Annotated in this window: 16 protein-coding genes; 11 read left to right on the top strand and 5 right to left on the bottom strand. The window is 54.9% G+C overall.

What is annotated here, in order from left to right; genetic code table 11:
- Nucleotides 1–21: 21 nt before the first annotated feature.
- Nucleotides 22–258 (top strand): hypothetical protein, encoded by a 237-nt coding sequence (locus ASE69_RS11425; protein ID WP_056486497.1) that lies wholly within the window; start codon nt 22–24, stop codon nt 256–258.
- Nucleotides 259–261: 3 nt separating this feature from the next.
- Here the strand turns inward: ASE69_RS11425 and ASE69_RS22090 are convergent, their stop codons facing one another.
- The 3 genes from ASE69_RS22090 to ASE69_RS11410 form a co-directional block, all read right to left on the bottom strand.
- Nucleotides 262–747 carry a hypothetical protein gene (locus ASE69_RS22090; protein ID WP_156362305.1) on the bottom strand — a complete coding sequence of 162 codons (486 nt, stop codon included), beginning with the start codon at nt 745–747 and terminating at the stop codon, nt 262–264.
- A gap of 232 nt (nt 748–979) precedes the next feature.
- On the bottom strand, nt 980–1,384 hold the full coding sequence (locus ASE69_RS11415) for a hypothetical protein (RefSeq protein WP_056486491.1): 405 nt from the start codon (nt 1,382–1,384) through the stop codon (nt 980–982).
- 1 nt (nt 1,385) lies between these two features.
- Nucleotides 1,386–1,631, bottom strand: coding sequence for a hypothetical protein (locus ASE69_RS11410; protein WP_056486488.1), 246 nt, complete (start codon nt 1,629–1,631; stop codon nt 1,386–1,388).
- Nucleotides 1,632–1,955: 324 nt separating this feature from the next.
- Here ASE69_RS11410 and ASE69_RS11405 point away from each other — a divergent pair, with 324 nt between their 5' ends.
- Genes ASE69_RS11405 through ASE69_RS11395 form a run of 3 tightly spaced genes read left to right on the top strand, consistent with a single transcriptional unit; the run spans nt 1,956 to nt 3,492 of the window.
- Nucleotides 1,956–2,600, top strand: coding sequence for a hypothetical protein (locus ASE69_RS11405; RefSeq protein WP_056486485.1), 645 nt, complete (start codon nt 1,956–1,958; stop codon nt 2,598–2,600).
- Nucleotides 2,597–2,836: a hypothetical protein gene (locus ASE69_RS11400; protein WP_056486482.1), complete on the top strand. Its 240-nt coding sequence runs from the start codon at nt 2,597–2,599 to the stop codon at nt 2,834–2,836. The genes ASE69_RS11405 and ASE69_RS11400 overlap by 4 nt, the downstream gene beginning before the upstream one ends.
- A complete protein-coding gene (locus ASE69_RS11395) occupies nt 2,833–3,492 on the top strand; it encodes a hypothetical protein (protein WP_056486479.1) in 660 nt (219 codons plus the stop codon). The genes ASE69_RS11400 and ASE69_RS11395 overlap by 4 nt, the downstream gene beginning before the upstream one ends.
- 261 nt (nt 3,493–3,753) lie before the next feature.
- Here the strand turns inward: ASE69_RS11395 and ASE69_RS11390 are convergent, their stop codons facing one another.
- Nucleotides 3,754–4,203 (bottom strand): helix-turn-helix transcriptional regulator, encoded by a 450-nt coding sequence (locus ASE69_RS11390; RefSeq protein ID WP_056486476.1) that lies wholly within the window; start codon nt 4,201–4,203, stop codon nt 3,754–3,756.
- A 101-nt stretch (nt 4,204–4,304) separates the two neighbouring features.
- Here ASE69_RS11390 and ASE69_RS11385 point away from each other — a divergent pair, with 101 nt between their 5' ends.
- The 3 genes from ASE69_RS11385 (at nt 4,305) to ASE69_RS11375 (ending at nt 9,371) form a co-directional block, all read left to right on the top strand.
- Nucleotides 4,305–5,360 (top strand): phage Gp37/Gp68 family protein, encoded by a 1,056-nt coding sequence (locus ASE69_RS11385; RefSeq protein ID WP_200924162.1) that lies wholly within the window; start codon nt 4,305–4,307, stop codon nt 5,358–5,360.
- A 4-nt stretch (nt 5,361–5,364) separates the two neighbouring features.
- Nucleotides 5,365–6,828: a hypothetical protein gene (locus ASE69_RS11380; RefSeq protein ID WP_156362304.1), complete on the top strand. Its 1,464-nt coding sequence runs from the start codon at nt 5,365–5,367 to the stop codon at nt 6,826–6,828.
- A gap of 812 nt (nt 6,829–7,640) precedes the next feature.
- Nucleotides 7,641–9,371 (top strand): GmrSD restriction endonuclease domain-containing protein, encoded by a 1,731-nt coding sequence (locus ASE69_RS11375; protein WP_056486467.1) that lies wholly within the window; start codon nt 7,641–7,643, stop codon nt 9,369–9,371.
- A 248-nt stretch (nt 9,372–9,619) separates the two neighbouring features.
- On the opposite strand, the gene ASE69_RS11370 is transcribed toward ASE69_RS11375, so the two are convergent.
- Nucleotides 9,620–10,192, bottom strand: a complete 573-nt coding sequence (locus ASE69_RS11370; protein ID WP_056486464.1) for a recombinase family protein — start codon at nt 10,190–10,192, stop codon at nt 9,620–9,622.
- A gap of 759 nt (nt 10,193–10,951) precedes the next feature.
- Between ASE69_RS11370 and ASE69_RS11365 the strand changes: the two genes are divergently transcribed.
- From ASE69_RS11365 to ASE69_RS22085, 4 genes are all read left to right on the top strand, one after another.
- Nucleotides 10,952–11,320 carry a hypothetical protein gene (locus ASE69_RS11365; protein WP_056486461.1) on the top strand — a complete coding sequence of 123 codons (369 nt, stop codon included), beginning with the start codon at nt 10,952–10,954 and terminating at the stop codon, nt 11,318–11,320.
- A 2-nt stretch (nt 11,321–11,322) separates the two neighbouring features.
- A complete protein-coding gene (locus ASE69_RS11360; RefSeq protein ID WP_056486458.1) occupies nt 11,323–11,673 on the top strand; it encodes a DUF6915 family protein in 351 nt (116 codons plus the stop codon).
- A gap of 270 nt (nt 11,674–11,943) precedes the next feature.
- Nucleotides 11,944–12,927 (top strand): hypothetical protein, encoded by a 984-nt coding sequence (locus tag ASE69_RS11355; protein ID WP_056486455.1) that lies wholly within the window; start codon nt 11,944–11,946, stop codon nt 12,925–12,927.
- 665 nt (nt 12,928–13,592) lie between these two features.
- Nucleotides 13,593–14,450, top strand: coding sequence for a hypothetical protein (locus ASE69_RS22085; RefSeq protein WP_156362303.1), 858 nt, complete (start codon nt 13,593–13,595; stop codon nt 14,448–14,450).
- Nucleotides 14,451–14,592 lie beyond the last annotated feature (142 nt).

The raw sequence follows: 14,592 nt of genomic DNA, 5'->3' as shown, positions 1-14,592 counted from the left end.
ACAACCATAGAGGGTGCCACCATGCTTTTAGACCATGACATCGATGTTAGCGCAGTCCGTGAATGGTGCGTAACGAACGGCATAACCACCGCGACCATCAACCCGACGATTTACCGGGGGCGCATTCGCCACTACGAAGTCACGATGTCTAGCGATGACATGTTTCTGTTCCGGTTCCGATGGGACGAAAAAACCCGCACCGTCGATAACGATGCGGATCCGGTAGGCGGTAACAGTGTGGTGACAACAGTGTGGTGACGTTTACCCGGCCTTCTTTCGAGCAGCCATCGTAGCGGCGAACTTGGCGCGGCGTTCGTTGGACCATCCCTTGCCGCCGCCAGCCTCACCGGGTTCCTTAGCCTTACGAGGCAACCGCACCTTGACCGTTGTGCCGTTTGTATTGTCGGCGGCAAACTCCTTGTCAAAATCGCCCGCGTTCACCGCTGCAATCATTGCGGCAATAGCATCGTTAAAGCGTTCGGCGGGAATGAAGTTCGTAGTTTGGCCATTAATTACAAGAGGCGATTTGTCACGGCGCGTAGGCGAGAAAGCGACAATGCCGTTATTGAGTTGCCACCACCGTTTACCGCCACCGCGCGTAGATTCGGTGCTGGCGAACTGGGTCTTTGCAGCTTCAAGGCGTCCAACTACCCAAGCGCGATCCGACGCAGGATCGTAGGGCCGCTTGTCGAACGCGTCCTTCAGCGTAGGGTCGATAAGCGCATGAAGCTTTTCTAAAAATGACATCGGGCGAACTCCTTTCGAGGGTGACCAAGTTCGCCGTCCCTCGAAAGAAGTTTGTTGTCAAGTTTTATGAAGCGGAAGTGTTCTGTTCCGCCTTCGACTCCTAGATAGCTTTGTAGGCTCCGCAACCTAGCGCGAGGGTGATAATCGAGTAGAGGATGATGGTAGCCATAGGGTGAACTCCGCTTGTGTGTACGTTGTATTTACCCCTACCGTTTTCTTCTGCAGACGATTATCAGTAGCTACACATAATCGGATGGCCTCTAGATGACCAAAACCGGAGATATTTAACGGTTTCCGCAACATCGAACTCGTTGGCCAATTGATCCAAATCATCCGCAAGTTCAGTCGCGCCCCTTACTGTTAAAGTGCGGGGCAAATCAGAGTCTCGCAAACCGGCTGGCATATCCGCCCATGTTTCAGCGGCATGGTTATAACGCGATCCGATTTCGTCGCCATAGAATAAGTTCGCAAGATAGTCATAACCGGCATCATACAGGTCTTTGACTAACTCGCGCGGCGCGATGGTCCAGAGTTCGCAGAACTTCGGGTCATAGTAACTGGTAGCTGATAGAGTCTGGGTTGGTTCCGTCCGAAAACCGTTTTCGATCTTGGCAGCGGCATATAGGTCGAGGCCCATGTTAGTTCCCCCGTGCCATCGCCAGCCATCCCATGTCTTCATCGTAGCGCGACCAGTCGCTACCCGAAACGCGGTAGTCGAACCCGGTTACCAGCCAATCGCCTTCTAAGGCTTTCTGGATATCATGGGGATCGGCGGTGGGCGTGCTTACAGTAGCCGTGGTGGGCAGCGTCGGTAGCACGGTTGCAGACTGGTCTACGCCGTCCTCGACGCAATCGTAGGTGATGTTCTCGACTTCGATGTTCATGGCCGCTCCTATGTGTTGGGCGGCACACCATCTATAGACTTGTATTGGCTTGACCAAGTACTTCTTTGAGGTACGTTAGCCGTACCACTAACAAAATGTTGTCAAGGTTATTATTGCCACATTGATCGATGCTTCGGCGGTCGGTATCTACTGCCTCGACAGCAACGCACCGAAGTCCAAGGTGCATTGATGTTGGCTAGAACCGTCGTGGCAAAGGACACGCTGAAACTGTTTTAGTCTTCGCTAGCTACCACCCGGAAGGCGGTAGCATCATGCAATCTGGCGGGGGCCGGAAGCTCCCGCCACTAAAATGGTTTTACTGACATGGAACAGACGACAGAAGAGAAAATAGTCTATCGTTTGCTACGCGATCCGACTGACAAAGCCGCGAAGAGTGCTCTTGATATGATGGTGGCCAAGGGGCGCATCAAGCTAGAGGATGTTTGCATCAATAAGAGTGCGCCACAAAATGATTTTCCGTTCTTCAAAGAGTTACAGCGAGCGCGCGCCGAAGCGGCAGAATGGTATGAAAAATACGAAGTGATCAAGACCAAGCTGGACGCCAAGCCAAAGGCTCCCCGGCACAACTTCCGCGTTGAAGACCGCGAACTAGAATGGCGGTTCATTACACGGCAGGCGCTTAAAACGGGTTTGGGGCGTGATCTAGGGCCATTGGGGCTGACATCGTGGAGGGTTCGCGAACTGGCGCTAGAGTGGTTCACGCGCGAGCTATGGCGGCTACGAGAGGTATCGAGCGCCACGCTCTTGGAAGCCATCACGGTTCTTCATGGCCTAAAGCCTCTCCCGTTTGAATGGGTACGCGTTATGCGCGGCTACCAGCTAATATCAGTGCGCTATCATTGGCCTGAACTCGCACATCTTCTCGACGTCACGCGGCCGAAAAGGCAGGGGCCAACCGCGCAGGACTGGACCAAGATTAGGGATCGATTGGAGGGGGTGACGGCATGACCAGAGATATCACTTTATTTTGCGGCACCGGCCCGGAATCAGTTTATAACAATGTCCCGGCTAAAGTCGTAATCATGGCTGATAACGGGGTGGAAGCGCTGGTGTATGTGCCATCTGAACAGGCGCTTTGCATGGTGGAGAAGCGAGGCGGAGAATGGTTTTTTCCGCAAGCTGGCAATCCACTGATAGTCAATGACGACCGGTTCATGGAGTTTTATTTGAGGGTAGCGCGATGATACTGAACTCTTTGCAGCAGGATTTTACAGCGTTTGTAGATCGTCAACCAGCGTTGCCAGTGTTGGCACCGGCCTTCTTCTTTGAAGAGATGTTCGTTACAACGAAAGACGCCGTTGCCGAACCTATCAGCGATCATCTGCCGTTCGATACATTTTGGTTCGTCTACCAATCAAGCAACGGCATTTCAAGAACTATTCAGAACTTTGCGCTAGTTCGTGATCGCGAAGTCAGATTGTGGATCATAGCCAGTGAAAATAAGAAGCTGGTCAAGACGGCTACCTTCGACCTCGATGATCCGGCTTCGGGTGAATATCGGTTTTCCGAAAGCTCTATCAGGGAAACCTTGCCAGAGCTTCGCCTAGCTATCGATAAGGTTATGAACCACGAACAAGAAACAGGTGTTCCGACCTTCCTAAAGCGTTTGAACAAGGCGCGGAACAAGGCACAGGCGAAGAGCATCCCGCCATACATCATAGTCAAGGCGAACAGGATCGTTCGCCCGAGCGTTTCCACTGGCGAGGGAACTGCGCAGCGCCCGCACATGCGATCCGGCTACACCCGCGTAATGAAGAAGAGCGGAAAGAGGATCGAGGTGCAGAGCTACGCCGTTCACGGTGGCATCAACGCGCCGCGTGACTACCGGGTTAAGGGGTAGGTCGCCGCTCTAGCGCCTGCACCCGGTCCATCAGCGCTGAAACTAAGTTTGCGGCATCATCAGCGCGCTTGGCGGCGATGACCTTAGCGTTCGCTATCTGCTGCTGGGAGCCTAGCGGCGATTGCGGTGCAGAGGGGATCGCGTACTTCGCACTCGGATCTGCAGCCCGCCGTAATTTGTAAGCCAAAAGGTCATACTGCCTATTACGAAAACCTCGGTGATCGGGATCGCCAACTATGAAGTTGGTCCAGTCAATATTAACTAGAGCATTCCCTTTTCCCTAACCCATTTCTTAAGATGCGGATGCTGCCGCACGAACTCGCTGGGATCGGTCTCCAACAACGACTTCATCGTCTCCATTGTCCGCACCATGGCCTGAGCATCGATTGGCTTACGCCCAAACTGCTTTTCCTCATCACGGTCGATCACGTCGAGATCGCTATATCGGCCGCTGCGCTTCTGGTTCGGAGCGCTCCGCAGGCGTTCTCTTTGCCATGTCCTTACAAACTGGCGCTGCCAATACGCTGTTTGGCCTCGATGAATGTGACTATTTGGGAACGTTCCATCCTTGATCATCCGGCGCAGAGTGCGAACGCTCATACCGAGCGTGGATGCGACGCCGTTGACGGTCAGCATATCCGGCACGAGGAACTCCTGCTCGCGCAACTGTCCCTTAGATATCTCAACCTCATAGATTTCGAAACTTGTCATGTCACAGGTAAGCCCTTGAAATGTTATAATAATCTGCGCCTCCCCGCTGAGGAATGGTGCCCGAACTACACAGGCTCCGTCAACAACGAAGGAGCCTCAAAATGTCACAGATTGAATGGACGGATCAAACTTGGAATCCAATGGTGGGGTGCTCGCGATTGAGCGCGGGTTGCGACCATTGCTACGCGATTAAAATGGCGCACCGCTTCAACCACACGCATTATCAGGGATTGACCGCGATCAACACGGTCGAGGCGAGGGTGGACTGGACCGGTTTCCTCAACACGGCGCCGCCCCACATCTTCAACAAGCCCGAAAGCGTGAAGAAGCCGACGGTATGGTTCGTGAACAGCATGTCCGACATGTTTCATGAAGACGCGCGGGACGACGATATCATCGCCGCGTTCAAGATCATGAACGAGTGCAAGCATCATACATTTCAGGTCTTAACCAAACGACCCTCGCGCATGGCCCTGAAGACCAGTGAGCTTGGTCTCAAGTGGACGGCGAACATTTGGGCTGGAACCTCAATTGAAGAAGACAAATACACCAAGCCGCGCGTTCGGGAGCTTCTCAAGGTCCCCGCTAAGCTTCGCTTCGTGTCAGCCGAACCTCTTCTAGGTCCTTTACCGAGCCTTGAGGTTGAAAAGCTCGATTGGCTGATCGTGGGCGGCGAGAGCGGTCAGGAAAACACTGTGCGCGCGATGGATCCCTCGTGGGTGCGCGATCTTCTGAAGCGCTGCCGCGCCGGAAGAACCCCGTTTTTCCTCAAGCAATGGGGCAAGTTCGGAGAGGACGGTAAGAAGAGGTCAAAGGGCGAGAATGGCCACCTGCTTGACGGTGTGGAAATCTTCGAGATGCCAGCCGATGCCTATGACCGGCTCAGGGCCAATGGGCGTGCGCCAGATCCACGTTGGACGCGTATCCCGAAGCGCGCGATGCTCACCCCGGCAGAGCGCCTCGAAGCATCTGCGGTGCCCTATGTGGCTAAGGGCAAAGCCACCGCGTCGGACGAGGACTATTTCGAATCCTACCTGCGTGGAGACAAAGATACCTATGAAAACCCTCAGCGGCTGAGGAAACTGGTCTCGGAAACAGATCGGGAAAGGCTTGAGACCGAAGCGCGATGGGAGGCCCTTCTGGGTCGCGAGGTCTAAGGTTATGTCAGCCACACCAAGGACGGGTTTGATCGTGCATGTCGATGAAAGCCATGTTGGGACTGGGAAGACGGAGCGCGCGATCGTTCGCTCGTTGCGGTTTCCGTCGCGCTGGTTGTTCGCTGTCGAACGGCTCGAAGCCATTACGGAACTGGCGACACGCATCGCGACGCTGGCGGAGCCCGGGAGCAGCGTAAAAGTCGTGACGATCAGGTCGGACGCGGCTGAGCGCGGCTTCAGCGTCCGGCGGGAGGTTGAGGCGCTACCCGAGAGGTACGAGAACGGGCACGTGATCGCGCTATGCACGCATGAGGCATTGCTGATGTCCGATCTCGCGGGCTTCGCGGACTGGCACCTCGTCGTCGATGAGGTGCCGAATGTCCTCCTCACGCAGGAGGTGCAATCGAAGCTCGACGTAAACTTTTTCGAAAACAACTATGTGCTGGACGAGGTAAACGTGAAATGGAGCAGGGTCACGCTGACCGACGCTGGTCGCACCATCAACGGGTCGGACCTTCATCAGGATGACAGCCATCGTCACCTGCGGCTATTCCACCAGCGCGTCGTGCGCTCAGACGGTGACGAGCGCGCAGTGCTCTGCAATCTGAAGAGTTGGGAGCAGATGCAGGCAGGGGATGTGAAGTGGATATGGTGGAGCTTGTTCTCGGTCCGTGAACTCGAATCGTTTTCGACGGTCCGCTTCCTCGGCAACGGCTTCATGTCGGCGGTCTCGACCAAGATGATGAAGGCGTGGGAGCCCGATGTGCAGTGGATGCCGGTATCGGTGCCGGGAGATCGACAGCTTATTAGGCGTCGCGTCAGCGTGCGCTATTTCTCCGAGCGCCGGTTAGCCGCCAAGACACTGTTTGAAAGTGACCGGGGCCGGGAAATCCTTGCCGCTATCGGCGCGCACGTCGCGTCCGAGGTTCCGCAAAATCGTTTTATCTGGTCGAGCAACGATGTCGCCAAACCGATTCTCGCCTCTTGTCTTCCAATGGCGGCGTACTTGACCCCCAAGCAGGCGGGTAGCAGCCGATGGATGCACTGCACCCACGCGGCCATGATCTACGCGGCTAAACCGAATCCAAATGTCAGATCCGTGTTAGAGGCCATCGGGGTTGAGCACGACGCTTGGATCGAAACCAACGAGCTCGAAACCGTGCTCCAGTTCGTTACCCGCACGTCGATCCGTGACGTGAACAGCTTCGAACACGCTACGGTTTACGTTTTTGACGCTCGGCAGGCCGACTACCTGATCCGGTTTTTCAACACGCAGGAGCACATCGATGCCGATGTCGCGCATGTCGATCTGGGACTAAACTTCGAGCGCGAGAAGCCGGGGCCGAAAGTCCGCGCGGTGTCGCCACAAGAAGCTTTGCAAAAACTCATGGATCGGCGAGCCAAGAAAGCCGCTTCGGAGCGCAAGCGGCGCGCCCGCCGTATCACGGCGCAGCCTAAGGAACCGTGATGACTGTCATGCAGAATTGAACAGTCCGAACGCCGTTGGGTAGCAAAAACGGGTCGAGGGTTCCGGCGTGTCGAGCGTGGACCGCCGTAAACGTGGATACCTATTCCTCTAAGACATAGGGAAACTACTGACCACGCGACCCGCTGTTTATTCCGAAACCAGCTGCGCAGCACGAGATCGAGATGGGGGGCGAGCAGCCGCCCATCTCGAGTTCGCGCAAGCTGCTCCGACCGGCGAGGAACGAGCCGGGTGGTTCATGATCCACTCACTTAGCGGTGCCGCTGGCGCGCCCCCGGCGATTTCGCGAAGCCGTCGCTCCTTGCTGGCGCAAGGCGAGCCGTTTCGCTCATCGCAGGTTCTGGTTCGGTCGTGGGTGGAGAAACGAAGGTAGGCTAACTGGTCGAACGCCGATCTTGCAAACTGGGGCGCAGCCCCGGCGAGAGTTTACGGCGAGCCACGCCCCGCAAGGGATTTTTTGGCGGACCACGCCTCGTCCTCAGCGCGTTGTCATAGACGCGGGCCGATAGAATGCCGAGCATAGTCTGCGTGGTGTCGACCCTCTCGCTTAAGCCGATCAAGACGCAAAGGAGGTCTTGCCGGGGAGGATTGCCGCTGGCAGGCACGGGTCTAACCGAGCGCGGACTTTGGGAGACCGGGCAGATTTCGAAGAACGAGCGGGCGGGGAGCGGGATGGTCGAAAGTGCTTAACCCAAATGCGACTTTGCTCAAACATGGACTCTAAAGCTTGCATTAAATCGACTTCCGCCACCGAGGCGGCGTAATCAAACTACCACCGGTGGAGAGACGTATTCGTGTCAATTTTTCAGCTAATTAACGAAATCGAAAATGGAGAAATCGTTCTCCCCGCGATCCAGCGTGACTTCGTATGGGATACTGGCCGCATAGAGTTGCTATTTGACTCGCTCTTCCGAGGCTACCCTGTGGGGATTGTCCTACTGTGGGAAACATACCAGCCCATTCAATACCGAAGATTCGTGAAGGACTTCCGGCACGAGACTGTCCACAATTATGACGATAATCGCAAGCACTCACGTCTCAAGCTCGTACTTGATGGTCAACAGCGACTTAGCTCGATATTTGTTGCGCTTAAGGGCACATTTGAGGGGAAAAAGCTGTATTTTGATGTACTGAGCGGGCGAGAAAAGGACGACCACTCTGAGGAAAAATATGCTTTTCGATTTGCCAGCGCGGAGGAGGCATCGGAGTGGAACGCAAAGCAGGTAGCTAAGCTAGGAAGCGACGAGGACTCGCTTCAAACTGACAAGGCTTATTGGTTAAACTTCTCCGACATCATTACGTCGGCCCCGCGTGACCTTCAGAGGCTGCGTAAGACGATAAAGGATCAGCTAAAACTGACAGAGGACGATGAGTCCCGCGTCGAACAAAATTTAAGCAATGCGCAATATACACTCTCTGGTAATGGTGAGTTACTAAAGACGCAGACTATTGATAGTAATCTGCCAGCTAATGACGAGAAGCGCAAGTCTGCTTTTGATATTCTAGAGATATTTGTCAGAATCAATACGCAGGGCATGACATTGAGCCGGTCTGACCTGATTGTCAGCATGCTTAGGTTGTATTGGACGGAGGCAAGTACCGTTCTGCCGCATTTTATTAAGGAGATTAACGACAGTTCTAGTCTTAATATTGATACCGACTTTGTCATCAGGTGTATGTTTTCGACGGCTGGTCTTGGAACGAGATTAGATTTTGAGTTGCTCCGGAAGAGGAGCAACGTGGATGCTTTGAAATCTTGCTACCTTCACTGCTTCGAAGCTATCCGGTCTTCTATTGATTTCGTCAGAAATGACTGCGGAATAGACAGTCCGAGATTGTTAGGGGGTATTAGCAACATCATTCCTTTGGTGCACTTTTTGTATCATGCGCCTGATCGGGCACTTCCTAAAGCTGGTGTTAAGTCGGCGCGTAAGTCACTGCTGTTGTTTTCATTTTCACGTTCGTTCAGTCAGCATACCGAGAGTAGGACGCGCGCGTTCATTCGTGACCATCTTCCGGATGAGGAGAGCATCGCAAGCGGCGCGCTTTTTCCTTACGATGAAGCAATTAAGTTCGTTGCTTGGAAAAGTGGCTATTACAATGCAGACTCTCGTTTGTTCCAGAACAATATCGACCTATCACTATCGATTGTCCAGAAACGAACCGGATCTAAGGTATTCTCCGCTAATAATAATCCGGAGATCGATCATATATTTCCGAAGTCCGTTCTCTACGAAAGGGGATTTGAGCAGCAGGACGTAGATGACATCGGAAACTTCTGGATACTACCCCGATTGCCGAACCGAAAAAAGAGCGCAAGTGACCCCAAGCTGTATCTAAGTGACGTGGACGACAAGACGCTGAATGAAGCTCTCATTGATCGCTCCCTACTTTCTTACAAATCTTACAAACGGTTTGTTCGCCAACGACGCGAGAACATTGTTGCGCTCTTGCACGAAAGGACCGGCATCACTGATGACGACTTCTCCATAGTAGCAGATGATGAAGAAGATACGCAGGAATGAGGTGAAGCTGTGGGCTAGGGCTGTGGAGCTTGGAGGCGTCCGCTGAAGCGGTATTCCGCTTTAGCGGCGGTCTGAGCGGGTCGCTCGCACGCGCATGGCGGGGAGGGCCGCTATACACGGCAGTGTTCGTAACGATGTTATGACACTGCCGCCTTTGTCGTGTTCTGTGGGCTGGCTTCAAATTGGCCCCCAATCAGCCCCCCCCTTTTTTTTCCAGATTTACGGATGGTCGGCGAGTGTCCGATTCGTTAAATAGCGTTCCCTCGAGCCGCCGCGGCGCTATTGGCGAGAATACGATACACCGACGCTCGCCCGATCTTAAGCTTGGCGGCGATCTCAGATGGTCCCAACCCATCAGCGCGCAGAGCACGAATGGCTTCAGGATCAATCCTTGCCTTGCCGCCCCGATACACTCCTGCAACCTTCGCTGCCTCGATGCCATCACGCTGCCGCTCACGCCGAATATCATTCTCGAACGCCGCAACCGCGCCCAGCATGGTCAGCATCAAACGTCCACTGCTTGATGTGACGTCGATCCCCGCTTGATCGATGCAGCGGAAGCTTACCCCCTTCGCAACCAGACGTTCGCAGATCGTGAGAAGGTCGCTCACAGACCGGGCCAATCGGTCCAGCCTTACGCAAATCAGTTCGTCACCCTCGCGGACAAATTCCAAGGCGTCCTGCAACGCAGCCCGGTTGCTCGCATGCGAGCCGCTCTGCTTTTCACTGAAGATTTTCTCCGCGCCCGCGGCAGCCAATGCGGCAAGCTGGACATCCAGCGACTGGCCGGAACTGGAGACGCGCGCATATCCAACAATCATCCGCCATCCCGTCTCGTCAGGGTCTAGAGATTGCCCAATTGCCTGTCTCGTCGAATAAAGTCAACCCTGATGAGACGCCAGAAGCGTCTTACGTTCGGGAGTTATCAGGGTCTACCGTGGCGATACATCTGTAAACCGCGAACGCCGCCATTCCCTTGGCGGTCACGCGGCGCGGTCTCGACAGCTGTCCAACGGTGAGGTTCGCAATACCGCTTCTCGTCACCGTGCCGCATGGTGCGGCAGTAGTATGCGATGGCAGGCCTGTTCGCTATTGTACGTAAGCGAATGTGGATCTCGTCGGTGCAACGCTCATTGTTCGTAAACCGACCGGGAATGCACCGCGAACTATTCACACGCTGCTCGCAGCCTTTGACGCGGCAGATTGCACGGTGACGATGACGACGACGACGATGGTCACGATGTGGGACATATCGGATCGAACGCCGTATTTCGTACCATTGCCGCAAAGCTACTGAAGAGGGTCGCGTCATCGTTCTTAGCTACGTTAGGCAGGAAGTCGCTGGATAAGAAAACGATTTGTCTGCGTCGTACCAACGCTGAAACCGTCGTTAGCTGAACGCCGTAACTAGTCGGCTCTCCGTATCGCCCGCAACGGCTCGCGACGAAGAATGCGCTGGAAGAAACGCGATAGCGTCCGTGTCACAGGTAAGCCGCTCATTTGACTAGTAAAACTGTCGATATCGGTCCGGCATTGATGGCGGGTTTAGCTTGGTTCCTCCAACAGCGAAGGAGTGTTTCATGTCAGAGATCGTATCCACCAGCATCACGGTTCAGCAGCAGGAAGCGGTGGCCCAAACTGAACTAAACCAAATTCTCAGTGCCGTAAGGGTGGATACACCCACAGGAACGGTAACGATCGATTTTTGTGGGTCGGGTGACGAGGGATCCGTCAGCGACGTGTCACTGACTGGAGGCAAATTGACTCCGGAAATTGAGAAAAAGCTGGAAGATTGGGCAGATCGCATCTTCGATCTTATCGAAACCGACTGGTTTAATAACGACGGCGGTGACGGCGAAATCGAAGTCGACGTCGCGACCGGAAAGGCAACATGGGAAGTATATTACTATGTTACCGAGCGCGAGCACGGTGAGTCAGGCGAGCTTTAACAATGGCGCATCCTTATCATCATGCGCTTTCAAGCGTCCGGCGTTTTGGCGGCGCGGTGGAAGACTATCAGCCGATTCACGACTGGTTCGACGGGTCTAAGGCCTTCCACGCCGGGGCTGCACATCGGGCGCTCCGACACCACGCCGAGGGTATCTGGGCTGCACAGCATGAGTTTGGGGTGACGGTCACTACGGCGGACGGGAAGAAAGTTCCTGTCCGCCTTATTGGCGAGCAACACGTCATCGAAGATCTCGGATTCATCCCCAGCCTGTCCGATTGGCTCAAACACCTCTCCATCGAACCATGGATGCATCGTTCGGCGCGGAAGCTATCACGTGAGCTTTCGGCTTAAATCGGGACTAACCGTCAGTCGCGCCGCTGAGGTCCGGCACGCGCACCGGCGCCCGCCGTGGACCTAAACGAAAGTCAGGAGTGCGGTCGGATTTAGCAATTCTGACCGCGCTTTCTAGCTTGCGATGCAGTTCCGGCCCGAGAAGCGAAGTCGCGAAACGCCTTAAATGGCAGCCGACTTGTCGATCGGTTCGTCGCCCTCGTCCACGCCTCCGGCCGCAAGACATAATCAAGGAGTTTCCCGTATCACATTTTCGACAGGGGAGCGGATGTGCAGAAGCTGGGTGTTATATTGACCGCGACGGCGATGTCGGTCGGCGCGACGGGGTGCAGCAAGGTGCCGGAGGCAAAGCAAGAGGCCGCTTCGGCTAAACCCGCAGTGATGCCCGGGAAGCCGTCGCTGACTGTCCTCGCCAAGATGCTCAATGGAAAACGCGTCGAGTTCACGATTGGCACAAACCTTCCGATGCCAATCGAAGTCATCGTGTCGGTTGATCTGCATGGTCAGAAGGATAGCGATAGCTACATCGGCTACTCCGAAAATGTGAAACTTATCGGTGAGAAAACGGTCTTCGTCGTCGATACCACCAAAGCAACCCGACCGCTTCCCAAGGGATCGTATGACGCGACGGTTAGGTTTGTTCCCCGGTGGGGAGCGGCTGGTAATCCATTCGACGGAAAGATACCCGAGCTATTCGCGGAAACCCACCTCGATCTGACGGGTTCGGGCGGTTCTGTCTCTGACGAACAGCGATCACGCCAGCGCCAAGGCTGGGTGATGGAGAATGTCGTTTCTGGGATGCGTTGGAATCAATCGGCAGTTGAAGGCAGGCTTGGCAAATCAATTCGGGGTGCGTCAGAATTAGGTCAGCACGAAACATATTATTTCCCCGGCGCCGATATGTCGCTTCTCGTGAACCGCCTTACAAACGAAGTTACCACTTGGCGAAAAGGTAATGCAATCGTTCCGCCCAATGCGTCGCGCGCTACGTTCGTAGCTAGGGGTCTGAACTGGCCGCTGACCGTCGATGCAGGTTATCTCGGCTGCACTGGATCGGCAATCTATTTCACTACGCTTGATGGGGTCAGCTACGGGGTAAATGGAGCAGCCGCTCAATACAAAAATATCAAGACGATCTGGGCAAGCGACAAAAAGATGATGGGCGAACTTCGCGCCGCTGGAGTCAAAGGCGGACAGGAGTTGAGGGTTAACATAGGGGATATGATAGCTGAGGGCCAGAAACTTTGCTCTTGAGACGTTAAGGTCACGGTATGAGAAGCGAAATACGGAGCATTCGCTATTTGGCGAAATACGGAGCTTTCGGGAATCCCGAGGCCATGGGATTCTACATCTACGGTAAGCGCCGCGATGGGCGCACCGTACCGTGCAATAGCGAAGTTCAAGCCCATGGCGGAATTCAGATTTACTCGACATATGCCGGGAAGGGGAGATTCATGGAAGAGGACTTGACTGAGTTTTCATCCGAAGAATGGTCGCGGGTTCGTAGTGCCGGTAACGCCCTTGGTGCCCGAGTTTGCAATGAGATACTTGACGCACGCAAGGTCGAATAGGGTCGCGCGCCGACCGAAATACCCACATGGGAAAGCTCGCATCGAACATAATAATGTCCCAGACCGATCCCGAGTACCGAACGCTCGGTATGCTGGAAGCCGCCTGTGCCCCGCAATTACTCATCTTTGTAAGAACCGGGAAAACGTGATAGTCAATCTCCTATGATCAAATCGTATCAAGAGCCCAAGCTCCTTCGATTATGAAGGAGAACGCTTATTCAAAATCGTTTCGCGCCCCTCGTTGGTTGGGCACTCGACACTGTAGTCGGACTGGATTGCCATCTGGCGGGGTTTGCAGGATCGTATCTTCGGTCTAGCGACGAGCGACGGCAGGTCGTGGCCGCATATATGGCCGTGAAGCTCATCGGAGGTGGTGCAGCTGCTACGCGGGATACCGCCGATTTTCTCACCCGTGCAGATCACCGCACCATTCTCCAGTCTGCGTTTGGCGATGTGCCTCGCGGTTTGCGTGGAGCGCTGCGGCGGTCGGGTTCACAACCCCATGAGATCGGTTTTTACGCGGCGTTGAACGAACTTCTTAGCAGTCCGCCGCATGTAGGAATCGTTCGTTCCATCGAAGGCCTCAGAGAGATCAATCCTCTGAAACTCTCGGTTGCTCGGAAGCTTCCGGCTGAAGTTTGCGTCGCCAACGTCATTAATGCCGTGAAGAGTGTAAAGGCAGCGGAGGACACCGCTAAGGTCATCGAACTCCTGATCGCCAACGGGGTGGACCGCGCAGCACTGTTTGGCGCGATGCGTAGCGTAGGTTCGAGTAGAGACTTGTCCGAACTTTGGAGAAGGTGGACCCGACGAACGGTGTTCGACCGGCACCCCGTTCCTGCTTCCCCGGCGTATTCGCCCGTGAGAAGTGGCGGTGAACTTCGGCGGCTTGCGCGGCGGTACCGCAACTGCGCCGAGCATTACATCCCCACCGTGCTTGATGGTTTCGACCATTTTGCTCAGTTCGAGTCTGAAGGACAGGCGTGCGTGGTGCACGTGAAGCGGCGGGAAGGCGTCTGGTATCTTGAGGACCTGTTCGCAAAACACAACGCTTGTCCGCATCCCGCTCTTCGCGCAGCAGCTACCGCATATCTCCGCGAGCACGGCGTCTTTCCACGGCCGAGTACCAAGGCTGAAACCGGCGAATGGGCAGTGCTGCACCGACTTTCGTCGTCCGGTCGCTATGACTTCGAGGAAGACGACTGATTAGGACGCCCGGGGCGGGCGTGAGGTCTGCGGCGTTTCGACGATGTCATGAAGCGCTAAGTAGCTTGTGCCGACTCACAATTGTACACGGGACGCTAGAGATCGAGCTTTCTGCAATGTGCCTATTAGGAGATGGCGAATC

This window comes from Sphingomonas sp. Leaf208 (assembly GCF_001421415.1).
Taxonomy (GTDB): domain Bacteria; phylum Pseudomonadota; class Alphaproteobacteria; order Sphingomonadales; family Sphingomonadaceae; genus Sphingomonas.
The sequence above is the reverse complement of the archived record's forward strand: the minus strand, read 5'-3'. Positions and strand labels throughout refer to the sequence as shown.